The sequence below is a fragment of the Streptomyces camelliae genome, from assembly GCF_027625935.1.
GTDB lineage: Bacteria > Actinomycetota > Actinomycetes > Streptomycetales > Streptomycetaceae > Streptomyces > Streptomyces camelliae.
The window spans coordinates 929,262-954,141 of record NZ_CP115300.1 but is presented as its reverse complement, the minus strand read 5'-3'; the positions used below and the strand labels follow the sequence as shown (position 1 = coordinate 954,141).

The window sequence follows — 24,880 nt, the reverse complement described above, 5'->3', positions numbered from 1 at the left end:
CGCCGGCCCCCTCGGAGCCTCACAGATAGGCGGGACTCACCCGGATCCGGGACTTACGCCCCGCTCTCCCGCAGCATGTCCTCGCGCTCGACGATCTTCACGCGCTCACGGCCCTGCGGCTCGCCCAGCGCACGCTCGGCGGCGTCCAGCTTGTACCAGCCCTCCCAGGTGGTGAAGCGGATCTCGCGCTCGGCGAGGAAGGCGTCGACGGCCTCCGGCTCGGGCGAGGCCGGGGTGTGCAGACGGCCGTTGGCGTGGTCGTCCAGCAGGTTGGCGACGGTCTCGTTGGCGTCGCCCTTGGTGTGACCGATCAGGCCGATGGGGCCGCGCCGGATCCAGCCGGTGACGTAGGTGGACTGCAGATGGCTGCCGCCGTCCTCGATGACCCGGCCGCCCTCGTCCGGGACGGTGCCCGAGTCGACGTCCCAGGGCAGCTTGGGCAGCTTCTCGGAGAGGTAGCCGACTGCGCGGTAGACCGCCGTGACGTCCCAGTCCTTGAACTCGCCGGTGCCCTTGACGTTGCCGGTGCCGTCGAGGGCGGTGCGCTCGGTGCGCAGGCCGACGACCTTGCCGTCCTCGCCGAGGATCTCCGCGGGGGACTCGAAGAAGTGCAGGAACAGCTTGTGCGGACGGTCGCCGACGTCGCGGATCGCCCAGTTCTCCAGCGTCTTGGCGACCATGTCGGCCTGCTTGTTGCCGCGCCGGGTCTCGATCGAGCCCTCGTCGTAGTCGATGTCCTCGGGGTCGACGATGACCTCGATGTTCGGGGAGTGGTCGAGCTCGCGCAGCTCCATCGGGCTGAACTTCGCCTGGGCGGGGCCCCGGCGGCCGAAGACGTGGATCTCCACGGCCTTGTTGGCCTTCAGACCGTCGTAGACGTTCGGCGGGATCTCGGTCGGCAGCAGCTCGTCCGCGGTCTTGGCGAGGACACGGGCCACGTCGAGGGCGACGTTGCCGACGCCGAGCACGGCGACCTTCTCGGCCTCCAGGGGCCAGGTGCGCGGGACGTCCGGGTGACCGTCGTACCAGGAGACGAAGTCGGCGGCGCCGTAGGAGCCGTCCAGGTCGATGCCGGGCAGCGGCAGCTCGCGGTCGGCCATCGCGCCGGTGGAGAAGATCACCGCGTCGTAGAAGTCGCGCAGGTCGTCCAGGCTGATGTCGGTCGGGTAGTCGACGTTGCCGAACAGCCGGATCTGCGGCTTGTCGAGCACCTGGTGCAGGGCGGTGATGATGCCCTTGATGCGCGGGTGGTCGGGGGCGACGCCGTACCGGATCAGGCCGAACGGGGCGGGCATCCGCTCGAAGAGGTCGATGGACACGCCGGGGTCGGCGGCCACCTCGGACTTGAGCAGGGCGTCGGCGGCGTAGATCCCGGCGGGGCCGGCTCCGACGATGGCTACCCGCAGGGGGCGCGGCATGATCAGGTTCCCTTCGAACGTGGACAGGGCGGCTCGAATGGGATGAAGCCTAAACTAAGGCAGACCTAAGTCAGTACGGGGGTCCCGTCTATGACCCCATAAGGTGATCTTATGGCTGGTTCAGGGGTTCCTTATGGGGGTGGTCGCGGGGGATCCTGCTCGGCATGCTGCTCGGGGATGCGACGGTGACCGGCGGCGAGGGGTGAGGCAGCGTGCACGAAGGCGCGGGGGCGACCGTGGCGGTGACGGGCGGCAGCGGCTTCGTCGGCAGCCATCTGGTACGGCGACTGCTGGAACGCGGCTACCTGGTGCACGCGACAGTACGCAACAGGGCCGATGCCCGCAAGGTCCGCCCGCTGTGGGACCTGCAGGAAGCCTTCCCCGGCCAACTCACCCTCTTCGAGGCGGACTTGCTGCAGGAGAGGGCTTTCGACCAGGCGTTCCACGGCTGCACGGCCGTCTCCCATGTGGCCTCGCCGTTCCTGATGCCGGAGCGCATCCGGGACGGCCGACGGGACGTCGTGGACCCGGCGCTGCTCGGCACCCGTAACGTCCTGTCGGCCGTTCAGCGGACCGCGGAGGTCCACACCTTGATCTTCACGTCGACCGTCGGCGCGATCTTCGGCGACTACGCCGACGTGCTCGCGATGGACGGCCAGGTGCTGTCGGAACGCTACTTCAACACCACCAGCACGGTGGCGAACAACCCGTACCACTACGCCAAGACTGTCGCGGAACGCGCCGCCTGGGAGGCGGAGGCCGGGCAGCACCGCTGGCGCATGGTGTCGGTCAACCCCGGCCTGATCCTCGGCCCTTCGTTCACACCCGCCTCCGACTCCGGCAGCCTGTTCCTGCTGGACGAGCTGTTCCAGGGCTACTTCTGCTACGGCGCACCGGACTTCAGCTTCACCACGGCGGACGTGCGGGACGTGGCGGACGCGCACATAGCGGCGGCGGAGAATCCGGCGGCCAAGGGACGTTACATCGTGGCCGCCGAGACGATGGCGTCGTTCCACGAGATGTCCCGCATCATCCGCGCCCACCACCCCTACGACCTGCGGTTGCCGCGTACCAGGCTCCCGCACTGGCCGGTGCGCGTCCTGGGCCCCGCCTTCGGCCTCACCCAGGACTACATCCGCAAACACCTCGGCATCCGCTTCCGCGTCGACAACAGCCGCAGTGTCCAGGAACTCGGCCTTGCCTACCGGCCGTTGGAGGAGACGCTCATCGACCACTACGCGAGCCGACGCACACGCCGACGCCACGGCTGAACCGGGGCCCCATGTTCTGCGGGCGGATCACGTCACCTCAGGCGGGCCGCACGATGCGGTGGATCGCGGACTCCCCGGCGCCGTAGATCGACTCCTCGCGGATGGTCGATCCCGGACCAGGGGCGTGGACCATCATGCCGCCGCCGACATGCAGACCCACGTGCCGGTCGTCGTCGAAGAAGAGCACGAGGTCACCGGGCTCGATACCCTCCGGCGTGACCGGGGCGCCGGCGAACGCCTGCTCGTGCGCGGCACGCGGCACCGTGACCCCGGCGGCCCGCCAGGCGGCCTGCGTCAGGCTGGAGCAGTCGTACGAGTCCGGTCCCGTCGCCCCCCACACACATGGCTTCCCGATCTGCGCCCGAGCGAACGCGATGGCCTTGGCGGCCCGCGTGACCGGGGACGTCTCGGGGGCGGGGGAGGGGGAGGGGCTGGGGGCCGGCGCCGTCTGCGCGACGAAGCCTCCCGTGGTGAGGGGATCAGGAGTCGGGGTGGGCGCGCCGAGGGGCGGGAGGACACCGGTACCGACAGGGGAAGCCGGGCCGAGGGTCTGGAAGGAGCCCGTGTCGAGGGGGGAAGCGGGGGTGCCGGGGGCTTGGAAGGAACCGGTGGCGGTGAGCGCTGTGCCGCCGGGGTACGCGACCGGGACCGAGCCGGTGTCGGCGGTGGTGGGCGCGGGGATCGCCAGGGACGGGAACGAGCCTGTGGGGTTGGCCGGGTAGGGGATGGAGCCGGTGTCCGTGGCAGTGGGCGCGGGGATGGCCGGTGACGGGAAGGACCCGGTGGTGATGGGGGAGGCGGCGGCGTCCGGCCAGTTGGTTCCGGCCGGTGCCTGCGGTGCCGCTGCCGCGGCCGATCCGTCGGGCGCCGCCCACTGCGACTGCTGCCACTGACCGGTCGTCTGCCCTGCTTGGCCCGCATCGGGCTGTGCGGCCGTAACAGGCGTGGACTGTAGGGCCGTTGTCGGTGCCGCGAGGCGGGTGGTGTGCCGGGTGAGCTGGTCGCTCGCGGCGGCGAGCTTGCGCTGGTTGTACGCCTTCGACGTGGCGGGGGAGGGCCGGCCGGGCACGGCGGCACCGGGGAGGGAGCCGGGTTCCCGGACCGGTGAGCCCGGGGTGGCGGGCGGCTCGGTGACCGGCCGGGCAGCGGTCTCGGCGGTGCCTCCACCGAGCGGAGTTCCCTGCGCACCAGGTGTCGTCAGGGCCGACGCTTCCAGCGTGCCGGGCGCCATCAGAGCTGCCGCCCCCTGCGCACCGGGCGCCATCAAGGTCGCCGTGCCCTGTGCGCCGGGCGCCATCAAGGTGGCCGTTCCCTGCGTTTCGGGAGTCATCACGGCCGCAGCCCCGCCTGCGCCAGGTGTCAGCGCAGCCCAATCCCCCTGCGTGTCGGGAGTCATCACGGCCGCAGCCCCGCCTGCGCCAGGTGTCAGCGCAGCCCAATCCCCCTGCGTGTCGGGAGTCATCACCGCCGCAGCCCCGCCTGCGTCAGGTGTCATCACGGCCCAATCCCCCTGCGCGCCGGGCGTCATCGCAACCGCCGCCTGTGCGCCGGGCGCCATCAAAGTGGCCGTTCCCTGTATGTCGGAAGACGTCACGGCCCCAGGCTCCAGCCCTCCGGGGGCCATCAGCGCCGCAGCCTCCTGTGCACCAGGGGCCATCGGCATTCCGGCCTCCTGTGCTTCGGGCGACGCCATCAAGGACCCCGCCCCCCGAGCCCCGGGGGTCATCAAAGTCGCGGTCGGCTCCGCGGCAGGGACGGTTGAAACTGCCGCCCCCTGCGCCGCCCAGAGGCCCGGCAGAGTGAATGCCCCCGTGCCTGACGTCGTCGGCTGCGCGGCGCGAGGGGCGCCGAGCGGGCCTGCCTCAGCGGCCGATCCCGCCAAATCCATTGCGGTTCCTGGCAGTTCGGGCCGCCTGGGCGCGGGCAAGGCTGCGCGGCCGGGGGTGTTCAGGTCGGCCCCGGGGCGACTCGTCGGATCGGATGCCGTGCCGCCGGTCGTGAGTTCGGCCGGCAGGCGGTCGTCGGCTCGCTCCAGCGCCCGGGGCTGCCGTACGGACAGGCCCGTGTCCAGGGCGTCGAGTTCGCCGCCCCCCAAACGGTTCCGGGAGGGTGCCGGAGCCGACGGGCGGTCGGGGAGTCGGTTGGCGGGGAGCGCGGCCGGGACGGTCGGGCCCAGCTTGGCGCGTGCCATGTCGAACCACTGCCGGGCCATCGCGTCGAGCTCGGGATCCGGCCGCCGCCCCGACCGCTTGGCGAGCGGTACGCCCCGTGAGCGGGTCACCGCCGCCATGGCCCGGGTCGCGTTGTAGTTGCCCGTCGCGTCCTCGGCCTGGTCGTAGAGGGATGCGATCCGCTGCCGAACCTCGTCGCGGCTCTCCGGCGCCATGGAAGATGTGCTCCTTCCTTGCCCCGTAGGGCAGTTGGGCCGTTGCGTCCGGCTGAGCCGGGCGGCCTCGCGTCAACCTAGCCAAAGTGTGTACCTCGTGTGAAGGTCGGAGCGTGGAATGTCCGATACGTAATTGTGATGTTCGCGGTGACGTTCGAGAGGGAAGAGGCGGGAATCGCGTTTTCCTGTGAGATCCACGTGAATTCGCGATCCTGTTGAACACGGCGCCGCCGTCCCTCGTATAAGGCGGGGGAGCTCCATGCCCGGAGCGGCGAACACACAGAGGACCACGACCTTGGCACGCACCACCCGCAGACGCCGGACCGGCGCACGACGCGCGACCTTCGCGGCGGTCGCCCTGATGCTGAGCGGCGCCGGACTCGTCGCGGCGAATGCGGCGAACGTCTACGCCTCGGTGGCCGAGGGGCGGGGCGACGGACCCGGCGCGGACACCGCCGGTCAGAGCCAGAGCCAAAGCCAAAGCCAGAACCCGCGCCAGAGCCACGCGCAGCACCCGAGCGGCGCAGGTCAAGCCGGCAACGGACCCGTCGTCTCTGACTACGCGGACATCACCTCCGTGGAACCCCGCCTGCCGAACCCGCCCCAGCAAGCGGACGCCTCGCGCGGCACGTTCACCTCCGACTGCGGTGTCAACGCGGGCGGCCTGTTCAACTCCGACAACGTCATCGTCGCGCCCGGCGTCTCCAACGGCGCCCACCACGTCCACGACTACGTCGGCAACCAGGGCACCAACGCCTTCGCGAGCGACGACGACCTGGCGAAGGCGGGCACGAGCTGCACGGATCGAGGGGACAAGTCCTCGTACTACTGGCCCGTCCTGCGCCTGCAGAACGGCACACAGGAGCGCGACGCCCGGTCCCCCGGCGGCGGCACGGAGGGCAACGCGGGCCGGATCGTCACGCCCAAGCAGGTCACGCTGACCTTCGTGGGCAACCCGCGCGGCAAGGTCACCGCAATGCCGCGCTTCCTGCGCATCATCACCGGCGACGCCAAGGCCTTCGTCAATGGTCCCGGCAACGCCAACGCGTCCTGGAGCTGCACCGGTCACGAGGACCGGCAGCTGACGGACAAGTACCCGCTGTGCCCGCCGGGCAGCGATGTCGTGCGCACCTTCCGGTTCCAGAGCTGCTGGGACGGCCGTAACACCGACAGCGCCAACCACCGTACCCACGTGGCCTTCACCGCCCCCGACGGCTCCTGCCCGCCGGGATTCCGTGCCATCCCGCAACTGGTGCAGCGCATCGTCTACGACGTATCGGCCCCGAGCCTGACGGACGGCGGCCGTACCGTCCCGCTCTTCGCGATCGACTCCTTCCCCGAGCAACTCCACAAGCCCGTCACCGACCACGGCGACTTCATCGACGTCTTCGACGACAACCTCATGCGCGAGATGGTCGACTGCATCAACTCCGGCCGTGCCTGCGGCTCCAGAGGTGGCGGCTCCGGTACGACACCCACGCCGACGGCAACTCCTGGCGCGGGTACGACGGTTGCCGCGAGCGGGCTGCCGCAGGCCGGCGCGACGACCGCACCGGCTCGCACCGAGGCCGCGCCGCCGGTGTCCCCGACCGTCCCGCCCGCCCTCGCCCAACCCCGACTCACCTCAACGCGGGACGGATCGGTGCTGAGCGGCGTCCACCTGTGGCCCGCCGCCCTCGGCACGCTGCTCGCCCTGTCCGGCCTGATCATGTACCTCCGCGCCCGGCGCCTGCCCTACTGACTTCCGCCGGACGTGGATCCCCCGGCCGGCCGCTACCGGGAGCCCGCCGCACCTCCCCGCACGCCCGGCGAGGAGATGATCCGCCTCCTGCACCACCCGGAGCACACGCTCGTTCCCGAACTCGCCACCTACCCGGCCCATCTGCACATCGACCTGCTGCCGCCCTGGCAGGGGCGGGGCCACGGACGCCGGCTGATGCACAGCTTCCTCGGGGCCCTGCGCGGACAGGGGGCGCGGCCGTCCATCTCGGCATGGTCACCGCCAACACCGCCGCCCGTGCCGTCCACGATCGGCTCGGTTTCCACGAGATCGCGGTCGAGGACGCCGGTCCCCTCACGTACCTGGGGCGCTCCACGACCGCGGTATGACACGGTGCGTCAGGCCAACTTGAGCGTCCGCTTGGCTAGTTCGTACGCGGGCCGCATCGCCTCGTGCTCCTCGGTGTCCATCCCGCCGAGGTGCAGGACGACCGGCCCGTCGGGCGTGCTCACCGCGAGGGCGGTCTCCTTCTTGGTCTCGTCCAGGAGCTTGCTGGTGTAGAGGTAGTCCACCTCGACGCCGGACAGACCGCCGCCGGTCCGGACGGAGCGGTACGTCGCTTTGCTTGTGTTGTCCTCCGCGGTGACGAACTGCCGGAGCACCGTGCCAGCGTCGGCGTGTGCGCCCTTCCCGGTCCACACGCGCAGGAACCCGATGTGACCGGCCGGCTTGGCGTCGATCTCGCAGGCGGCGGTGACCGGCCCCTGGCGCAGGAAGCTGTCGGCGAGTGCTGCGCTCAGATCGCCGTCGGGCTTCTGCGACGCCTTCGACAGCTCGGTCTCGGCGTCGATGCCCTTGGCCTTCCAGGACGCGGCGATGTCGAAAGTGACAGGCAGTTCGCAGTCCGACCCGCTCGCGCCGATCGTGCCCCCGCTCGGCACACCCGCCGTGCCCTTCGCACCCCGTGCGCCGGCGCCGGCCGACGCGCTCACCCCTGCCTTCCCGTCGCCGTCCCCCGACCCCGCGCACCCGCCGAGCACCGCCGCCAGCGTCAGCGCCACGACCACACGGCCTGCCACGGACCCCACCCTGACCTGCACCGTTCTTCTCCCCTCCTGGACAGGGGCGCAACTGTAACCGAGGGCAGCGACGGCGCCGTACGCATGTGGCATGCGAGCGCGGCTTCATGGCAGGGTGCGGGTGTGCCTACCTTGCTGATCGTCCATCACACGCCGTCGCCCAACTGCCAGGCGCTGTTCGAGGCCGTCGTCTCCGGCGCGACGACACCGGAGATCGAGGGTGTCCGTGTCGTGCGGCGCGCGGCCCTCGCCGCCACCGTCTGCGACGTCCTGGAAGCCGACGGCTATGTGCTCGGCACACCGGCGAACCTCGGATACATGTCCGGCGCGCTCAAGCACTTCTTCGACCAGATCTACTACCCCTGCCTGGACGAGACCAAGGGCCGCCCCTTCGGCTACTACGTCCACGGCGGCAACGACGTCACCGGCGCCGTCCGTGCCATCGAGGCCGTCACCACGGGCCTCGGCTGGCGCGGCGCGGCCGAGCCGGTGACCGTCACCGGCGAGCCCGGCAAGGCCGACATCCAGGCGTGCTGGGAGCTGGGGGCCACGGTCGCGGCGGGGCTGATGCCCGGCGCGTGAGGGCCGGGAGGCGCCCGGACAGCAGCCCACTCAGCGTGCCATGCCCGCCCGGGCGGCTGCCGCGCTCCGACCGGGGGTGACGTCGTAAGGACCCTTGCCCTGCGGCCCGTTACGGCGTATCAGCCTGGCGGAGGCGGTGTTGCCCCGGCGCCCCTGGCAGCCGGGGTCGACGGCGACGCACTCCAGACAGGCCCCGGTCGGCCCGCTGCTCCAACGACGTCGACCCGAGCACGAACCCGGCCACCCGGTCGCCGTCGAGCATCACCGGACACGCCGGGCGCGGGGCGCCGGATGCCCGGCGACCGCCGACAGCGACCAGCCGGTGCAGGGCATGGCGTCGGTGTCGTACACCCGGTGACCGAGGTCGCGGACGGCGGCCAGGTGCTCGAAGCCGAGGGGCCGGAGCGTCAGTTCCTCGGGGATGGGCGGCGCGTCGCCATTCGGGAGCCCCTTCGGGGCGGACATTCCGCAGCACAGGTCCCGGGGAGGGCGCGGCGCGGCGGGCGATCAGGGCTTACGGGCCACCCCCACGTACACCGGCTGGTCCGTGCGGACCCGCATGTCCGGCTCCGGGCGCCAGTGGGTGGCCTGCACGACTCCCGGCTCACACAGCTCCAGACCGTCGAAGAACCGGACCACGCCGGCGTGCGAGCGCAACCGAACCGCGGTGCCCCCGGCGCGGTACACGGCGTCGATGCGCTCCCACACCTCCGGTTCGAACAGCTCCGTGCCGCCGTGGGACAGCGTCAGAAAGCTGCCCGACGGCAGCGGGTCCAGCAGGGTCCGGACGATGCCGTAGGGGTCCTGCTCGTCCGTCACGAACGGCAGCAGCGCGATCAGCGACAGGCCGACGGGTCGGGTCAGGTCCAGATGCTCGCGGGCGTACTCCACGATCTGCTCCGGCTCGCGGACGTCGGCGTGGAGATAGGCCGTACGGCCCTCGGGTGTGCCCCGGAGCAGGGCCTCGGCATGCCGCAGCACGATCGGGTCGTTGTCCGCGTACACCACCCGCGCGCTCGGGGTCACCTCCTGCACGACCTGGTGCAGATTCGGCTCGGTGGGGATCCCCGTGCCCACGTCCAGGAACTGGTCCACGCCCTGGCGGGCGACGAAGCGGGCGGCCCGTTGCATGAACTCACGGTTGGCCCAGGCGCTGTCCTTGACGTCAGGGAACAGCCTCAGCACCGCCTCCGCGGCCTCGGCGTCGACGGGATAGTGGTCCTTGCCGTCGAGGAACCAGTCGTACATCCGGGCGGAGTGCGGCTTTCCGGTGTCTATCCGCTCCGGGCTGAATCCGGTGTCTGTCACGTCGGCTCTCCGGGAAGGGGGGTGGATGTCACACGGTACTGGTGAATCTACCGGGAGAGGTGAACTGCCGTGCAGGTGGGGGACGTTCGCCAGCCGGGCCGCCCGCGGCGGGGTGGCGCCGGTGAGTCGTGACCGGTCGGGAGGCCGGGGCCGGTAGCGTGGGCGCATGTACGCCACCCGAGTCTCCCGGCGTGTGCAGGCGTCCCCGCACGTCGTCTACGGGGCGCTGACCGACCCGGTCGCGATCGCGGCGTGGCGGGTCCCGGACGGGATGACCGCCCGCGTCCACCGCTTCGACGCCCGGGAGGGCGGCGCCTTCCGGGTGTCGCTCACCTACGACGACGACTCCGCCCCGGGCAAGTCCGGCGGCCGCACCGACACCTACCGCGGCCACTTCGCCCGGCTCGTGCCCGGCGAGCTGGTCGTGGAGGTGTTCGCCTTCGAGACCGACGACGACGCCGTGCGCTGCACCATGACCATGACGACGACGCTCACCCCGGCGGGCGGCGGTACGGACGTGGAGATCCTGCACGAGGGCATTCCCGACGACATCCCCCGCGCGGACAACGAACTGGGCACCCGGATGGCCCTGGACAACCTCGCCCGGCTCGTCGAGGGACCGGGCGCCGGGCGGCCCGCGCGGGAGGAAAAAAGGGGCTCGGGAAACGGAACCGACGCGAGGGAAATGCGGTCTTAAGGTCCGCCGACGGCCGGGATCGGCCTGGTCGTGCCGTAACCGGGGGAATGAGACGTATGTCCGTCAGCAGTCGCTCGCACAGCCGTAAGATCCTGCTCACCGCCCTGGCCGCCCTCACCGGCGGTCTCACCCTGGCCGCCGTGACACCCGCCCTCGCCGGGACCGGCGCGAGCCACACCACCCGTGCCGCCGCCGTGTCCTCCGCCGAGGGCGACCCGCGCAACGCCACCCAGCACGTGGCCGACTTCTACGGCGCCTACATCGACGCCGTCTGGGCCACCGGCGACAAGTCCGCCGGGCCCGCCGCCAAGGCCCTGCGCGGCTTCTACCTCACCGCCGCCGCGCAGAAGAAGGTCGCCGCCTTCGAGAAGAAGGAGCACGCCGACGGCATCCTCTTCGCGCAGGACGTCCCGGTGAAGTGGAAAGTGACGTACACCGGTTCCGGCGCGGGCCACGCCACCAGCCGGGTCACGCTCACCTGGAGCGACGGCAAGCACCCGGAGGTCAGCCGGATCGACGTCCAGTCCGACCTGAAGACCCTGAAGATCACCGACCTCAAGCCGGTCCGCTGAACCCGGACGCCGTGCCGGTCCCCTGAGCCGGGGCGTGCGGCCCCGCCCCGCCCCACTCGGAGCGGGGCCCACGCCCTTGAGCGATTCCCCGGCCACCCGAGCCGGAGGACCTAGGCCTGTCCGGCGGATCCTGTCGGAGAGGCGGGGCCGGCACGCACATCTGCGGCGTTGTCGTCGGTCGCCGACTCCCCCACGCTCGAATGGGGCTCGCGCGGGGGACCCCCAGCGCGGGGGACCCCCATCGCGTCGCCCGCCGCGGCAGCGGCTGATGTCACGGCCTCCTCCGCCTCGCAGCTGCACGCACCAGACCCCGCTCGGGTCGGCCGGACGGAGCCGCGCGTTTCCTCCGACCTGACCCGCCGGACAGGCCCTAGCCGCCGCCCCGGCCGTGGTGCCGGCGCCGGTCGACCGAGTGGCGGTGCAGCGCGATGAGTGCGGCGTCGTCGTCCAGCCGGCCACCGGCATGGGTGAGCAGATCGCGCCGCAGATGGTGCATCAGCGCCTCGGGACTGTCCTCGGTCCAGTTCACGACCCGGTCGGTGAGCGGATAGAACCGGCCTCGGGCGTCCCTGGCCTCCACCACGCCGTCGGTGTAGAGCAGCAGGGTGTCGCCCGGCTCGAAGGAGAACACGTCCAACGTGTGCTCGGCGCCGCCGTGCACCCCGAGCGGCGGTGACGGGTGCAGGCTCGGGACCGTGACCGCGTGGCCGGGGCTCAGCAGCAGGGGCGGCGGATGACCGCAGCTGGTCATGCGGGTGACCGGATCCCGGTCCGGTATCTCCACCAGCAGCGCGGTGGCGAACCGTTCGCCCGCCTCCTCCCGCGGCTCCAGGTCCGACATGTAGTGGGTGACACTCTGTTCCAGCCGGGCGGCCAGCTCGGCGAGCTGGATGCGCCGGTGCGCGCTCTCCCGGAACGCACCGAGCAGCAGGGCGGCCTCGCCGATGGCCGACAGGCCCTTGCCGCGCACATCGCCGATCATGACCCGTATCCCGCCCTCGTACTGGGTCACCGCGTACAGGTCGCCGCCGATCTGCGCCTCGTCCTCGGCTGCGAGATACAGCGAGGCGATCCGCAGCGGGCCGATCTGCTCGGGCAGCGGCCACATCAGCACGTGCTGCGCGGCCTCGGCGACCGTACGGACCTGGGCCAGCGTGGCCACCCGGCGCTCGCGCAGGGCGCTGTAGATCACCACGAGGACCGACAGCACCGCGAGGGTGATGAGCTGCACGACGTGGTTCGTGGTGGCGATCCCGCCGTGCGTGAAGCCGATGAGGGCCTGGGCGGCCAGGGCCATCGCTCCGATGGCCGCCGTGGTCCGGGGCCCGGCGAAGGAGGGGGTCAGGGCGGGCGCGATCACCAGCGCCGGGCCGAGGTGCACGTTGGTGGGTGCGCGCACGTCCACGACCGTGATCACCACGATGAGCAGAACCGGGAGCAGCAGCAGCGCGTGCGAGGACTGGAACGGCTGCCGCACACCCCCGGTCCCGAGCCGGGGTCCCATTCCTACAGCGTGCTCCCCCGCCGGACGGGCCGCACGTCAGCCTGTCCGGGGATCTCCGGCACCGGAAAAGGCGGTGCGGGAGCGCAGCGCCCCACAGGGGCGCGCGCTCAGCGATTGACCGCCTCAGCGATTGACCGCCTCAGCGATTGACCGCCCGCATCCCGGCCTCGTCGTACCGCTCACCCGACACCGGCGGCAGCTCGGCGTCGATACGGGCCAGGTCCTCCTTGGTCAGCTCGATGCCGACCGCCCCGGCGTTCTGCTCCAGGTAGGTGCGACGCTTGGTGCCCGGGATCGGCACCAGGTCCTCGCCCTGGGCCAGCACCCAGGCGATGGCCAGCTGGGCCGGGGTCACGCCCTTCTCGGCCGCGATTTCCTTGACCTTCGCCGCGAGACGCAGGTTCGCGTCCAGGTTGCCGTCCTGGAAACGCGGGTTGTTGCGCCGGAAGTCGTTCGCGTCCAGCTCGTGCGGCGAGGTGAATCGGCCCGCGAGGAAGCCCCGGCCGAGCGGGGAGTACGGCACGAAGCCGATGCCCAGCTCCCGGCAGGCGGGCAGCACCTCGGCCTCCACGTCCCGCGTCCACAGCGAGTACTCGCTCTGCACGGCGGTGATCGGGTGCACGGCGTCGGCCCGCCGGATGGTCTCCGCGCTCGCCTCGCTCAGCCCGATGTGCCGCACCTTGCCCTGCTCGACCAGCTCGGCCAGCGCGCCGACCGTCTCCTCGATCGGCACGTTCGGGTCGACCCGGTGCTGGTAGTACAGGTCGATGTGATCGGTGCCCAGCCGCTTCAGCGAGCCGTGGACCGACTCCCGGACATGCTCGGCGGAACCGTCCTGGCGGCCGACGGTGGTCATGTCGCCCGGTACGGCGTCGTCCATCCGGTAGTTGAACTTCGTTGCGATGACGTACTCGTCGCGGTGCCCCCGGATCGCCTCGCCGACCAGCGACTCGTTGGTGAGCGGGCCATAGACCTGCGCGGTGTCGAGGAAGGTGATGCCCAGCTCCAGGGCGTGACGGATGGTCGCGATGCCCTCGTCCTGGTCGGCGGTGCCGTAGAAGGCGGACATGCCCATGCATCCGAGGCCGATGGCCGATACCTGGAGGTCCCGCAGACTGCGCTTCTGCATGTGATGTCCCAGCCTTTCCCGCATATTCGATGGTCGCTCCGTACGGCACACGGGCGGAGCCCGCACTGTGCCGTACGTCTGCGACGCTACGAGTTGGAGCGCTCTCCAAGTCAAGCAACGCTCCGCGCCCGGCTAGGAATCCAGCCGCACCGGCAGCTCGAACAGGTCGTTCTGGGTGACCACCGGCTTGTTGCGCAGCTCGGCCGCCGGCACCGCCAGGTCCAGGCCGGGGAAGCGGGCGTAGAGCGCGGGCAGTGCCACACCCGCCTCCAGCCGCGACAGGGCGGCACCCGGGCAGACGTGCGGGCCGTGACCGAAGGAGATGTGCCGGTTCCCCGACTCCCGGGTGATGTCGAACTCCCCGGCGCTCGGGCCGTGCGCCCGCTCGTCGCGGCCGATCGCGCCGTACGACACGATCAGCGCGTCCCCGGCCGGTATCACCTTGTCGCCGACCGGCACGTCCTCGGTCGCGAAGCGGATCAGGACGTGCGAGGTGGGGGTGGACCAGCGCAGGGTCTCCTCGATCACCGCGGACCAGTCGGCCGCGCCCGACAGCACCAGGGCGCGCTGTTCCGGGTGGGTGGAGAGGTTGACGACGGCGTTCACGATCAGGGAGATCGTCGTCTCGTGGCCGGCCGCGACCATCAGCTGGAGCGTGGAGACGATCTCCTCGTCGGTGAGGTGGTCGCCGTCCTCGGAGGCGAGGATCAGGGCGCTGGTCAGATCGTCACCGGGCGCGGCCCGCTTGGCCGCCACCGCCTCGGCCATGATCTGCGCCAGCTCGGTCAGCGTGGCGATGACCTCCTCGGGCGGGGTCTGCGTGGAGAAGAACTTCTCGAACAGCACCTTCAGCCGGGGCAGCCGCGCCTCCTCCAGACCCATGAGGTCGGCGACGACGTACATGGGCAGCGGGTAGGCGAAGGCCGACTTGAGGTCGACGACCGCCCCGTCCCCGGGCAGCGCGTCCAGCAGGTCCTGGGTGAGCTTCTCGATGCGCTCGCGCATCTTCTCCACCCGGCGCGGGGTGAGCGCCTGTGCCACCAGCGAGCGCAGCCGGCGGTGGTCGGCGCCGTCCACGGTGAGCATGGAGCGGCCCGGGTTGGCGAGCCCGATCAGCGGCCAGTCGGCGGGGATCTCGCCGCGCTGCCAGGCGCCCCACACGTTGATGTCCTTCACCAGGCGCGGGTCGGTGAGCAGGGCCTTGGCCTCGGCATGATGCGTGACGGCCCACACCGGGACGCCGCCCGGCAGTTCGACGGCGGCGAGCGGGCCGGCCGCGCGCAGCGCCGCGCTCTCGGCGTCCAGGTCGGTGACGAAGGGGTCCAGGGCGATCCGCGATGCTTCGGTACCGGTCGTCATCGTGAGGTGCCTCCAGGGCAGGGGGGTGGCAGGGGATGGGCGTGCGGCTACGGGCCGGATCAGAGGGCCGGTACCGGGGTGAACCGGACCGGCAGTTCGGTCAGTCCACGGAGCCAGGGCGAGGGCCGGCGGGTGAGGGACTCGGCCGGCACCGCCAGGTCGATGTCCGGCAGCCGGTCCAGGACGACCTCGATGCCGGTCCGCGCGATCACCTCGGCGATCTCCTGCGCGGGGAACGGACAGCGGTGCTCGCCGTGACCGAAGGAGAAGTGCGCGTTGTTGCCGCCGGTCAGCGCGGAGGCGTCGGTGCGCACCTGGGGATCGGAGTTGGCGCCCTGCAGCCCGAGCAGCAGCAGATCGCCGGCCTGGATGCGGCGGCCGCCGAGGTGGGTGTCGCGGGCGGCCCAGCGGCCGGCCACGTTCTGGGTGGGCGTGTCCTCCCACAGCACCTCGTTCATCGCCTCGGGGACGCTGTGCCGACCGCCGAACAGCGAGGCGGCGAACCGGTCGTCGGTGAGCATCAGCCGCAGCGAGTTGCCGATCCAGTCGGCGGTCGGCTGGTGCCCGGCCGCCATCATCACCATCAGGTCCTGGGTGATCTCCTCGTCGCTGAAACCGCTGTCGTCGGCCAGCATCCGGGACACCACGTCGTGCGCCGGTTCCTTCTTCCGGTCGGCGATCAACTGCCCCATGGACGTGGCCAGATGGGCCTGTCCGGCCAGGGCCCGCTCGCGGCCGTCGATCATGTCGTTCAGTGCCGTGACCAGCCCCGGACCGTCCTCGTCCGGGAAGCCGTAGAGCCGGGCGAGGACCCGCACGGGCAGCAGCATCGCGTACTGGGCGACCAGGTCGGCCTCGCCCGCCGTGCACAGCGCGTCGATCAGCTCGTCGGCGAACCGCTCGGCGTGCCGCCGCAGTTCGAAGGGGTCCGCCGCCTCCAGCGCGTCGCTGATCATCCCGGCGCGCTGCCGGTGCCGTTCGCCGACGGTGTAGAGGATCGACGGCTGCTTGCGGCCGATCATCGGCAGCAGCGGCCAGTCGGCCGGGATGTGCTCCCACTGGTTCCACAGGTCGGAGTCCCGGCTGAACAGCACCGGATCGCCGGTCACTTGATGCAGTTCGCGATAGCCCAGCACCAGCCAGGCCGGTACGTCGCCGTCGAGCAGCACCGGGACGACGGCGCCGTGGTCGCGCCGCATCTCCCGGTACAGGCGGGCGGGTTCGGTCTGGAACCGGGGGCCGCCGAGCGGGACGGCGTCGGGGGTGGTCACACGAACTCCTGTCGGGGCAGGCCCGCCCGGGCGGACAGGTCGGCGTACCGGTTCTTCACGTGCTGCACCAGCGTGATCAGGGTCTGCTTGCCGGAGGCGCGGGAGCGGGCGTCGCAGTCGATCAGCGGTACGTGCGGGTCGAGGTCGAGGGCCTCGCGGACGTCCTCGCCGGCGCGGACGGGACCACCGAAGTCGTTGCACGCCACGATGAACGGCGTGCCGTGGTGCTCCAGGCGGTCGATGGCGTACCAGGAGTCGTCGATGCGGCGGGTGTCGACGAGGACGACCGCGCCGAGCGTGCCGGAGAACAGCCGGTCCCACAGGAACCAGAACCGTTCCTGCCCCGGCGCGCCGAACAGGTACAGCACATTGCGGGTGTCGAGGGTGATCCGCCCGAAGTCGAAGGCGACCGTGGTGGCGGACTTCCCGCGCACCTGGCGGATGTCGTCCACGGCCTCGCCCGCCTGGGTCATCGTCTCCTCGGTGCTGAGGGGACGGATCTCGCTGACCGAGCGGACCAGGGTGGTCTTGCCGACGCCGAAGCCGCCCACGACCACGATCTTGAAACCGTGGTCGGCGGAGGCACCCAACGGGGTGCGGGCGTCAGAGGTTGCGGAGTCCAACGAGCACCTGCTCCAGGATGTCGGGGTCGGTGATGGCCGGCCTGTGCGGATGCCGGGCGCTGACGCGGCCCGCCGCCAGCAGGTCGCACAGCAGCACCTTGGTGATGCTCACGGGCAGCTTCAGCTCGGCGGCGATCTCCGCCACCGAGGCGGGGAACTCGGTCATCCGCAGGATCGCCACGTGCTCCGACTGCATGCCGGTGACCGGCTTGGACTCGGCGACGACGAGGGTGACGAGGTCGAAGGGGCTGTCGGGGTCGGTCCGGCTGCGCCCCTGGGTGATGGTGTACAACCGGTCGGGAGCATCGTCGCGCCCCGGCCGGTTCATCCCCGGACCGCTCATGAGGTACGGGGCAGCGCGGTCAGGTGCTCGCCGAGCTGCTCGACGAGTTCGGTCATGTTGTGCCCGACGACCCCGGCGTCCGCCTCCTCCGTGGTGACGACGGCCAGATGGGCGCCGGCGCCGGCCTCCACGATGAACAGCACGCCGCCGTAGAACTCGGTCATCGCCGAGCGCACGCCTCCGCTGCCGTCACCGAACTCCACCGACGCCCCGTGCGACAGCGACTGGATCCCGGCGGCGATCGCGGCGAGCTGGTCGGCCTGATCGGCGCTCAGCTCAGGGCTGCGGCACAGCTTCAGCCCGTCCCGCGAGAGCACGAGCGCGTGCCGCGTCCCCGGAGTCCTCTCCAGCAGGCCCTCCAGGAGCCAGGTGAGCTTGTCGTCGGCGGTGCTCGGGCCGGTCATGAAGTGGTGTCGCCTTCCGAGTGCGCATACGGGTGGGAGGGGGCGGAGGAGGGGTGCTCACCGGCGGTGCCGCGCGGAACGCCGATCCGGCCGCCCGATACGCCGTCCGGCGCGGAGCCACCGGGACGGCTGTCCGTGGTGGAGTCGCTGGGCCGGCTCTCCGGTGCGGGGGCGTGGGTGTGGGCGGAGCCGGAAACGCCGGCCGGACCGGCGGGCGCGGCACCCTTCGGGGTTCCGGCCGCGTCTGCGTCCCGGAGCGTGCCCTGGGGGGCATCGGCCGCGTGGCCGTCGCGGGGGCCGTCCTGAGGGGTGTGGTCGGCGGGCGTGGTGGATACGTCGACCACTGCGGGGGTGGCCGGGGAGAGGCCGGCTCGGCCGTCCGGTGCGGTGTCCTGCCGGGGGTGGTCGGCGGGGTGCACGGTCTGCGCGGGAGCGGTCGGCGACAGGGTGCCGGAGGAGCCCTCCTGGACGGCGTCCTGCAGGGCGCGGCCGGTCCGACCGCCGGATACAGCCGTGTCCGCCGGGACGCCGGGTGCGCCGGAGTGCCGCTCGGCGTCCGGCCTGGCCTGAGCGGCCGTGTGCCGCTCGATGTCCGGCGCGGTGGCGGTCCCGTCGGTGTCCGGTGCGAGGCTGTGGGTGGAGCGGGCTTCCGATCGGGCGGTCCGGCCGGCAGGTGCCGTGTGTTCGGCAGGCGGTGTCGGCGCGGTGGCCGTGGTGTCCTGGGCCGTCGGGCGGACCGCCTGGCGGAAGCTGCTGAAGCGGGCCGCGCGGGTCTTGGCCGGGTCGGGGCCGGTCGTCGGGGTCGCGTCGGCGCGGGGGCCCGAGCGGGAGCGTTCGGCCTCGGCGAGGGTGCGGCCGCGGCGGCGCTTGGGCAGGCCGGCCGGGCCCTCCTCCGCGGCCGGGGCGGCGGGCTCGTGGACCGGGGTGGCCTCCGCGGCGGACGGGGCCTTGGCCGGCGTGGGGGACTGCGCCGGCGGTGTCGCGGCCGGGGGTCCAGCCGGGGTGGGGGTGGTGAGGATGTCCTGGGGGATGAGCATCAGGACGCCCGTGCCGCCCCGCGCGGACGGCCGGAACGACACCTTCAGCCCGTGCTTGGCGGCGAGCCGGCCGACCACGGCGAGGCCCAGCCGGGTACCGGTCAGACCACCCAGCTCGGAGACGTCACCGGAGACCGCCCGCTCGGCGCGGCGCAGCTGGACATCGCCCATCACCAGGCCGCTGTCCTCCACGGACACGATGGCCCCGGCCGGCACCTCCTCCACGTAGACGTGCACCTCGGCGCTCGGCGGCGAGAAGTTCGCGGCGTTGTCGAGGAGTTCGGCCAGCGCGTGCATCACGCCCTCGGCGGCGTGCCCGGCCACGGCGGCCTCGCTGACCGAGTGCACCCGTACCCGCTGATACCCGGCGATCCGCCCCATCGCACCGCGCAGGATCGACTCCATCCTGATCGGCCGCGCCCACCGCCGCCCCGAACGCGCCCCGGTCAGCACGGCGATGGAGTCGGCGAGCCGGCCCGCCTGCGCGGTGCGGTGGTCGAGCTGGAGCAGGTCGGCGAGGACGTCCTCGTCGGAGTGCCGGTCCTCCATCGCGCGCAGGTCGGCGAGCGTGGCGGTGGCGAGCGCCTGCATCCGGCCGGCGGCGTTGGAGGTCGCGGAGACCGCCGCGGCCCGCTCACGCCGGGCCTGCTCCAGCTCACTGGTGAGCCGGGCGTTCTCCCGCCGCAGCCGGTCCGTCTCCTGTCCGCTCGCCCGCTCCAGCTGCGCCCGCTCGGCCGCGAAGGACTCCGTGAACTCGGTGCGCTGCCGGGCGAGTTCGTCGATGAGGTGCTGCTGCTCCTGACGGGCCTCGTCGGTCGTACGGGCCTGCTGCTGGAGGAGCCGCCCGAGGTCCTGGGTCACGGCGTCCAGCCGGTGCCGCAGACCGCGCGCGCTGCGCCGGGCGTGTACGGCGGTGGCGACCGCCGCACTGAGCACGACCGCCGCCACGCCCGCGCCCCAGGCCAGCGGGGTGCGCACCGAGCCCGGCGTCGCCGCCACGGCCGCGCAGACCACGAGCGCCGTCAGGGCGCCGGTCACGGCGAGGGCGGTGAGGAAGATGCGGAGAGAGGGTCGGTCGCCGGGATGCGTGAGCGGGGTCATCGGTCCGGTCTGGTCCTCGCGGCAGAGACGGGCGGGTGGGGGCTGGAGGGAACGGTCGGGTGGTGTGACGTGACACTCAGTGGTGAACTGGCGGTCACTATACGAGAGTTCGTGATCGGAAAAGAAAGGTTCCGCATTCGTTCCATGAAGTGGGCTGTCATATCCGTGCGTTGAGCGCGAACCGGATGACTCGGGGCACTTCACGCCGCCGCGGCGGGCGGAGCACACCCGGTGAGCCGTACAGGAGCCTTGAATGGGAGGACGCAATCATGGGGGTGCGGGTTGCCTTCCGTACGCGGATTTCCGCGCCCCGGACCTGTGGGTCTTTTCATACACCCGCGCATCGGCAATGGATCTTGACGCCCGCCTCTCGGGTCGCTGAACTGTCACCGACCGGGCCTCACCACCACAGAGGCCCACACCGGGGGAGGGACCGGGCATGCGCGGCGTGACCCGCACGCAGGGGGTAGGTCGACCGGGGGAGAAAAGCACATCTATACGATGGCGTCTGAAAAGGACAGATGTCGGAAAAGCGCCTCGCCCGGCGGGAATGCCGGGACCGTGGCGAAGGGGGCGATGTGCATGACGGGGGAGTCGAAGGCGATGGGCTGCCGTGCCTCATGACGACTGAGGGGCGCATCGAGGCCTGCCGCTCGCTGCTCGCGCGGCTCGCCCGGTTCACCGGGCGGACACTGCGCGGCGAATGGCACGCGATCGTCGTCGAGCCGGTCCAGCGGCTCGCGCGCCGCGGACTGTCGGGACTGCTGCTGGCCTTCGTCGCCGCGTTCGGCGTCGTCTTCTTCCAGGGCATCGCCCAGCACCCCCTCGGCCGGCTCTGGGTGACCCGGCTCGGCGGCGTCAAGGCCGACCTGCCGCTGTGGCTGTCATTACTGCGCACACCCGTGTCGCTGTACGTCCCGGCGCTCGACCTGCCGGTGTGGGCCGGCATCACCCAGCTGTTCCTCGCCTTCGCCTGGGCCGAACTGACCCTCGGCCGGGCCCGGACGCTGGCGGTCTCCTACGTCACCACGCTGGCCGGAACGCTCACCGCCCGCGTGATGATCGCGATGGGCCCCGGCTGGGGCGGCCTGGGGCTGCCGCCCGAGGCCGCACATGTGCTGGACACCGGACCTTCGGCGGCCGTCGTCGGCCTGTTCACCTATCTCTCGGTGATCAAGCGCGCCCCCGTGGTGTTCACCCTGACCGGCGGTTCCATGGTGTGGGAGTCCATAGCCATTCCCAACCTGGCCGGCCGCGAGCATCTGATCGCGGTGGGCTCGGCGATCGTCCTCGGCCTGCTGCACGGCCGCCGCGAGCGGCTGCGCGCGCTCCTGCGGTCCCCGCTGCCCACCCGCCACCGGGCGCCCGCGCCGGACCGGACGGCACCGGCACCCGCACCCGCCCCCACACCGTCGCGGACCGTGCCCGCCCCGGCACGGGCCGACCGGAGCGGGGACGCGGCGATGACCTCCGCGGAACGCTGACCGGCCGGCGCCGGTGCGGAGCCCGGCCGGGGCGGCGGCCGGGGTGCTCGCTGTGGCATGGGCCACCTCGGCAGTGTGACTGTTTTCGCACGTCGATATCGGGGGGAACCCCTATGGTTGCCGCGAGATACGGCAGGCGTGGCAGACACCGTGGTGTTCGTCGCCGGCAGGCAGCTGAAGGGAATCCAGGATGTTCCGCAAGGTGCTGGTCGCCAACCGTGGAGAGATCGCGATCCGCGCGTTCCGGGCGGGCTACGAGCTCGGGGCGCGTACCGTCGCCGTGTTTCCGCACGAGGACCGCAATTCGCTGCACCGGCTGAAGGCCGACGAGGCGTACGAGATCGGGGAGCCGGGACACCCGGTGCGGGCCTATCTCTCCGTCGAGGAGATCGTGAGCGCCGCCCGCCGCGCGGGCGCCGACGCGGTCTACCCCGGCTACGGCTTCCTGTCCGAGAACCCCGAGCTGGCCCGCGCCTGCGAGGAGGCGGGCATCACGTTCGTCGGCCCCAGCGCGGCGACCCTGGAGCTGACCGGCAACAAGGCCCGCGCCGTCGCCGCCGCCCGCGCGGCCGGCGTCCCCGTGCTCGGCTCCTCGCAGCCCTCCACCGACGTCGACGAACTCGTCCGCGCCGCCGAGGAGATCGGCTTCCCGGTCTTCGTCAAGGCGGTCGCGGGCGGCGGCGGGCGCGGCATGCGCCGGGTCGAGGACCCCGCCCAGCTGCGCGAGTCCATCGAGGCCGCCTCCCGCGAGGCCGCCTCCGCCTTCGGCGACCCGACCGTCTTCCTGGAGAAGGCCGTCGTGGACCCGCGCCACATCGAGGTGCAGATCCTCGCCGACGGCGAGGGCAACGTCATCCACCTCTACGAGCGCGACTGCTCCCTCCAGCGCCGCCACCAGAAGGTCATCGAGCTGGCGCCCGCGCCCAACCTCGACCCCGAGGTGCGGGCGCGGATCTGCGACGACGCGGTGCGCTTCGCCCGCGAGATCGGCTACCGCAACGCCGGCACCGTGGAGTTCCTCCTCGACCCCGACGGCAACCACGTCTTCATCGAGATGAACCCGCGCATCCAGGTCGAGCACACCGTGACCGAGGAGGTCACCGACGTCGACCTGGTCCAGGCCCAGCTGCGCATCGCCGCCGGCGAGACCCTGGCCGGCCTCGGCCTCGCCCAGGACACCATCACCCTGCGCGGCGCCGCCCTCCAGTGCCGTATCACCACCGAGGACCCCGCCAACGGCTTCCGCCCGGACACCGGCCGGATCAGCGCCTACCGCTCCCCGGGCGGCTCCGGCATCCGGCTCGACGGCGGCACCACCCACGCCGGTACGGAGATCAGCGCGCACTTCGACTCGATGCTGGTCAAGCTCACCTGCCGGGGCCGCGACTTCAAGGCCGCCGTCGGACGCGCGCGGCGTGCCGTGGCCGAGTTCCGCATTCGCGGCGTGGCCACCAACATCCCCTTCCTCCAGGCCGTCCTCGACGACCCGGACTTCCAGGCGGGCCGGGTCACCACCTCCTTCATCGAGCAGCGCCCGCACCTGCTCACCGCCCGCTCCTCCGCCGACCGCGGCACCAAGCTGCTCACCTACCTCGCCGACGTGACGGTCAACAAGCCGCACGGCGAACGCCCGGACGTGCTCGACCCGGTCACCAAGCTGCCCCCGCTCCCGGCCGGCGAGCCCCCGGCCGGCTCCCGTCAGCTCCTGGTCGGCCTCGGCCCCGAGGGCTTCGCCCGGCAGCTGCGCGAGTCGCCGACCCTCGGTGTCACCGACACCACGTTCCGTGACGCCCACCAGTCGCTGCTCGCCACCCGTGTGCGGACCAAGGACCTCCTCGCGGTCGCCCCGGTCGTCGCCCGCACCCTGCCGCAGCTGCTGTCCCTGGAGTGCTGGGGCGGCGCGACGTACGACGTGGCGCTGCGCTTCCTCGCCGAGGACCCCTGGGAGCGGCTGGCCGCCCTGCGCGAGGCGGTGCCCAACATCTGCCTCCAGATGCTGCTGCGCGGCCGTAACACCGTCGGTTACACCCCGTATCCGACCGAGGTGACCGACGCCTTCGTGCAGGAGGCCGCCGCCACCGGCATCGACATCTTCCGCATCTTCGACGCCCTCAACGACGTCGGCCAGATGCGCCCCGCCATCGACGCCGTACGCGAGACCGGCACCGCGATCGCCGAGGTCGCCCTCTGCTACACCGCCGATCTCAACGACCCGTCCGAGCGGCTGTACACCCTCGACTACTACCTGCGCCTGGCCGAGCAGATCGTCGAGGCCGGCGCGCACGTCCTGGCGGTCAAGGACATGGCCGGACTGCTGCGGGCCCCGGCCGCCGCCAAGCTGGTCTCCGCGCTGCGCCGCGAATTCGACCTGCCCGTGCATCTGCACACGCACGACACGGCGGGCGGCCAGCTCGCCACCTACCTCGCCGCGATCCAGGCGGGCGCCGACGCCGTGGACGGCGCGGTCGCCTCGATGGCCGGTACGACCTCGCAGCCGTCGCTGTCGGCGCTGGTCGCCGCCACGGACCACTCCGACCGTCCGACCGGGCTCGACCTGCAGGCCGTCGGCGACCTGGAGCCGTACTGGGAGGGCGTCCGCAGGATCTACGCCCCGTTCGAGGCGGGCCTCGCCTCCCCGACCGGCCGCGTCTACCACCACGAGATCCCCGGCGGCCAGCTGTCCAACCTGCGCACCCAGGCCGTCGCCCTCGGCCTCGGCGACCGCTTCGAGGACATCGAGGCCATGTACGCCGCCGCCGACCGCATCCTGGGCCGTCTGGTCAAGGTCACCCCGTCCTCCAAGGTGGTCGGCGACCTCGCCCTGCACCTGGTCGGTGCCGGTGTCTCCCCGGCGGCCTTCGAGGAGACCCCCGACAGGTTCGACATCCCCGACTCGGTGATCGGCTTCCTGCGCGGTGAGCTGGGCACCCCGCCCGGCGGCTGGCCCGAGCCGTTCCGCACCAAGGCGCTGCGGGGCCGCGGCGCGCCCAGGCCCGCCCCCGAACTGTCCGCCGACGACCGTGAGGGTCTCGCCAAGGACACCCGGGCCACGCTCAACCGGCTGCTGTTCCCCGGCCCCACGCGCGAGTTCGACACCCACCGCCAGGCCTTCGGCGACACCAGCGTCCTGGACAGCAAGGACTTCTTCTACGGTCTGCGTCCGGGCAAGGAGTACGCCGTCGACCTGGAGCCCGGCGTCCGGCTGCTCATCGAGCTCCAGGCGGTCGGCGAAGCCGACGAGCGCGGGATGCGCACCGTGATGTCCTCGCTCAACGGCCAGTTGCGCCCGATCCAGGTCCGCGACCGCGCGGCCGCCTCGGACGTGCCGGTGACGGAGAAGGCCGACCGCGCCAACCCCGGCCATGTGGCGGCGCCGTTCGCCGGTGTGGTGACCCTCGCGGTGGCCGAGGGCGACGAGGTCGCCGCCGGTGCCACGATCGCCACCATCGAGGCGATGAAGATGGAGGCCACCATCACCGCACCGAAGGCGGGCCGGGTCTCCCGGCTGGCCATCAACCGCATCCAGCAGGTGGAGGGCGGCGACCTGCTCGTCGAGATCGCCTGACACACCGGTGCGCCGCGGCCGGACTCC

General features: G+C 72.1%; 19 protein-coding genes and 2 pseudogenes. 8 read left to right on the top strand and 13 right to left on the bottom strand.

The window, feature by feature from the left end; genetic code table 11:
- Positions 1-53: 53 nt before the first annotated feature.
- Positions 54-1,418, bottom strand: coding sequence for an FAD-dependent oxidoreductase (locus tag O1G22_RS04555; RefSeq protein WP_270080094.1), 1,365 nt, complete (start codon positions 1,416-1,418; stop codon positions 54-56).
- 212 nt (positions 1,419-1,630) lie between these two features.
- On the opposite strand from O1G22_RS04555, the gene O1G22_RS04550 reads away from it, so the two are divergent.
- Positions 1,631-2,689: an NAD-dependent epimerase/dehydratase family protein gene (locus O1G22_RS04550; protein ID WP_270080093.1), complete on the top strand. Its 1,059-nt coding sequence runs from the start codon at positions 1,631-1,633 to the stop codon at positions 2,687-2,689.
- A 37-nt stretch (positions 2,690-2,726) separates the two neighbouring features.
- Here the strand turns inward: O1G22_RS04550 and O1G22_RS04545 are convergent, their stop codons facing one another.
- Positions 2,727-3,986, bottom strand: coding sequence for a C40 family peptidase (locus tag O1G22_RS04545; protein ID WP_270080092.1), 1,260 nt, complete (start codon positions 3,984-3,986; stop codon positions 2,727-2,729).
- Between the two features lie 1,510 nt (positions 3,987-5,496).
- Between O1G22_RS04545 and O1G22_RS04540 the strand changes: the two are divergent.
- Positions 5,497-6,816 (top strand): annotated as a pseudogene (locus tag O1G22_RS04540) (DUF1996 domain-containing protein); the annotation flags it as partial.
- A 24-nt stretch (positions 6,817-6,840) separates the two neighbouring features.
- A pseudogene (locus tag O1G22_RS04535) lies at positions 6,841-7,184 on the top strand (GNAT family N-acetyltransferase); the annotation flags it as partial.
- A gap of 9 nt (positions 7,185-7,193) precedes the next feature.
- Here the strand turns inward: O1G22_RS04535 and O1G22_RS04530 are convergent.
- Positions 7,194-7,895 (bottom strand): lipoprotein, encoded by a 702-nt coding sequence (locus O1G22_RS04530; protein WP_428986322.1) that lies wholly within the window; start codon positions 7,893-7,895, stop codon positions 7,194-7,196.
- Positions 7,896-7,997: 102 nt separating this feature from the next.
- Between O1G22_RS04530 and O1G22_RS04525 the strand changes: the two genes are divergently transcribed.
- Positions 7,998-8,456 carry a flavodoxin family protein gene (locus tag O1G22_RS04525; protein WP_270080089.1) on the top strand — a complete coding sequence of 153 codons (459 nt, stop codon included), beginning with the start codon at positions 7,998-8,000 and terminating at the stop codon, positions 8,454-8,456.
- A 261-nt stretch (positions 8,457-8,717) separates the two neighbouring features.
- Here the strand turns inward: O1G22_RS04525 and O1G22_RS04520 are convergent, their stop codons facing one another.
- Complete coding sequence (locus tag O1G22_RS04520) at positions 8,718-8,921, bottom strand: hypothetical protein (protein WP_270080088.1); 204 nt, start codon at positions 8,919-8,921, stop codon at positions 8,718-8,720.
- A gap of 42 nt (positions 8,922-8,963) precedes the next feature.
- Positions 8,964-9,764 carry an SAM-dependent methyltransferase gene (locus O1G22_RS04515; RefSeq protein ID WP_270080087.1) on the bottom strand — a complete coding sequence of 267 codons (801 nt, stop codon included), beginning with the start codon at positions 9,762-9,764 and terminating at the stop codon, positions 8,964-8,966.
- Between the two features lie 166 nt (positions 9,765-9,930).
- On the opposite strand from O1G22_RS04515, the gene O1G22_RS04510 reads away from it, so the two are divergent.
- Complete coding sequence (locus tag O1G22_RS04510; RefSeq protein ID WP_270080086.1) at positions 9,931-10,461, top strand: SRPBCC domain-containing protein; 531 nt, start codon at positions 9,931-9,933, stop codon at positions 10,459-10,461.
- Between the two features lie 56 nt (positions 10,462-10,517).
- The gene (locus O1G22_RS04505) at positions 10,518-11,033 is read left to right on the top strand and encodes a hypothetical protein (RefSeq protein WP_270080085.1); all 516 of its coding nucleotides are present in this window, start codon (positions 10,518-10,520) and stop codon (positions 11,031-11,033) included.
- Between the two features lie 370 nt (positions 11,034-11,403).
- Here O1G22_RS04505 and O1G22_RS04500 read toward each other — a convergent pair whose 3' ends face one another.
- The 8 genes from O1G22_RS04500 to O1G22_RS04465 all read right to left on the bottom strand — a co-directional run bounded on the left by O1G22_RS04500 (position 11,404) and on the right by O1G22_RS04465 (position 19,804).
- Positions 11,404-12,537 carry a PP2C family protein-serine/threonine phosphatase gene (locus tag O1G22_RS04500; protein ID WP_270080084.1) on the bottom strand — a complete coding sequence of 378 codons (1,134 nt, stop codon included), beginning with the start codon at positions 12,535-12,537 and terminating at the stop codon, positions 11,404-11,406.
- 139 nt (positions 12,538-12,676) lie between these two features.
- Positions 12,677-13,666 carry an aldo/keto reductase gene (locus tag O1G22_RS04495; protein WP_270080083.1) on the bottom strand — a complete coding sequence of 330 codons (990 nt, stop codon included), beginning with the start codon at positions 13,664-13,666 and terminating at the stop codon, positions 12,677-12,679.
- 132 nt (positions 13,667-13,798) lie between these two features.
- Entirely contained in the window at positions 13,799-15,025 is a 1,227-nt protein-coding gene (locus O1G22_RS04490; protein WP_270080082.1) for a cytochrome P450 family protein, read from the bottom strand.
- A 59-nt stretch (positions 15,026-15,084) separates the two neighbouring features.
- Positions 15,085-16,296, bottom strand: a complete 1,212-nt coding sequence (locus O1G22_RS04485) for a cytochrome P450 (protein ID WP_270080081.1) — start codon at positions 16,294-16,296, stop codon at positions 15,085-15,087.
- Positions 16,293-16,886, bottom strand: coding sequence for a GTP-binding protein (locus tag O1G22_RS04480; RefSeq protein WP_270086326.1), 594 nt, complete (start codon positions 16,884-16,886; stop codon positions 16,293-16,295). Before O1G22_RS04480 ends, O1G22_RS04485 begins: the two co-directional genes overlap by 4 nt.
- Before the next feature lie 13 nt (positions 16,887-16,899).
- Positions 16,900-17,247, bottom strand: coding sequence for a DUF742 domain-containing protein (locus tag O1G22_RS04475; protein WP_270086325.1), 348 nt, complete (start codon positions 17,245-17,247; stop codon positions 16,900-16,902).
- A gap of 11 nt (positions 17,248-17,258) precedes the next feature.
- A complete protein-coding gene (locus tag O1G22_RS04470) occupies positions 17,259-17,666 on the bottom strand; it encodes a roadblock/LC7 domain-containing protein (RefSeq protein ID WP_270080080.1) in 408 nt (135 codons plus the stop codon).
- On the bottom strand, positions 17,663-19,804 hold the full coding sequence (locus O1G22_RS04465) for an ATP-binding protein (protein ID WP_333492214.1): 2,142 nt from the start codon (positions 19,802-19,804) through the stop codon (positions 17,663-17,665). Before O1G22_RS04465 ends, O1G22_RS04470 begins: the two co-directional genes overlap by 4 nt.
- 620 nt (positions 19,805-20,424) lie before the next feature.
- On the opposite strand from O1G22_RS04465, the gene O1G22_RS04460 reads away from it, so the two are divergent.
- Both O1G22_RS04460 and O1G22_RS04455 read left to right on the top strand, forming a co-directional pair.
- Positions 20,425-21,288: a hypothetical protein gene (locus O1G22_RS04460; RefSeq protein ID WP_270080079.1), complete on the top strand. Its 864-nt coding sequence runs from the start codon at positions 20,425-20,427 to the stop codon at positions 21,286-21,288.
- 190 nt (positions 21,289-21,478) lie between these two features.
- Positions 21,479-24,853, top strand: coding sequence for a pyruvate carboxylase (locus O1G22_RS04455; RefSeq protein ID WP_270080078.1), 3,375 nt, complete (start codon positions 21,479-21,481; stop codon positions 24,851-24,853).
- Positions 24,854-24,880 lie beyond the last annotated feature (27 nt).

What these genes read in the sequence shown, in the direction of transcription:
- O1G22_RS04505 (WP_270080085.1), top strand. Translation starts at nt 10,518, where the DNA reads ATGTCCGTCAGCAGTCGCTCGCACAGCCGTAAGATCCTGCTCACCGCC.
- O1G22_RS04460 (WP_270080079.1), top strand. Translation starts at nt 20,425, where the DNA reads ATGACGACTGAGGGGCGCATCGAGGCCTGCCGCTCGCTGCTCGCGCGG.
- O1G22_RS04510 (WP_270080086.1), top strand. Translation starts at nt 9,931, where the DNA reads ATGTACGCCACCCGAGTCTCCCGGCGTGTGCAGGCGTCCCCGCACGTC.
- O1G22_RS04495 (WP_270080083.1), bottom strand. Translation starts at nt 13,666, where the DNA reads ATGCAGAAGCGCAGTCTGCGGGACCTCCAGGTATCGGCCATCGGCCTC.
- O1G22_RS04555 (WP_270080094.1), bottom strand. Translation starts at nt 1,418, where the DNA reads ATGCCGCGCCCCCTGCGGGTAGCCATCGTCGGAGCCGGCCCCGCCGGG.
- O1G22_RS04470 (WP_270080080.1), bottom strand. Translation starts at nt 17,666, where the DNA reads ATGACCGGCCCGAGCACCGCCGACGACAAGCTCACCTGGCTCCTGGAG.
- O1G22_RS04455 (WP_270080078.1), top strand. Translation starts at nt 21,479, where the DNA reads ATGTTCCGCAAGGTGCTGGTCGCCAACCGTGGAGAGATCGCGATCCGC.
- O1G22_RS04500 (WP_270080084.1), bottom strand. Translation starts at nt 12,537, where the DNA reads ATGGGACCCCGGCTCGGGACCGGGGGTGTGCGGCAGCCGTTCCAGTCC.
- O1G22_RS04545 (WP_270080092.1), bottom strand. Translation starts at nt 3,986, where the DNA reads ATGGCGCCCGGCGCACAGGGCACGGCGACCTTGATGGCGCCCGGTGCG.
- O1G22_RS04490 (WP_270080082.1), bottom strand. Translation starts at nt 15,025, where the DNA reads ATGACGACCGGTACCGAAGCATCGCGGATCGCCCTGGACCCCTTCGTC.
- O1G22_RS04520 (WP_270080088.1), bottom strand. Translation starts at nt 8,921, where the DNA reads ATGTCCGCCCCGAAGGGGCTCCCGAATGGCGACGCGCCGCCCATCCCC.
- O1G22_RS04465 (WP_333492214.1), bottom strand. Translation starts at nt 19,804, where the DNA reads ATGACCCCGCTCACGCATCCCGGCGACCGACCCTCTCTCCGCATCTTC.
- O1G22_RS04475 (WP_270086325.1), bottom strand. Translation starts at nt 17,247, where the DNA reads ATGAACCGGCCGGGGCGCGACGATGCTCCCGACCGGTTGTACACCATC.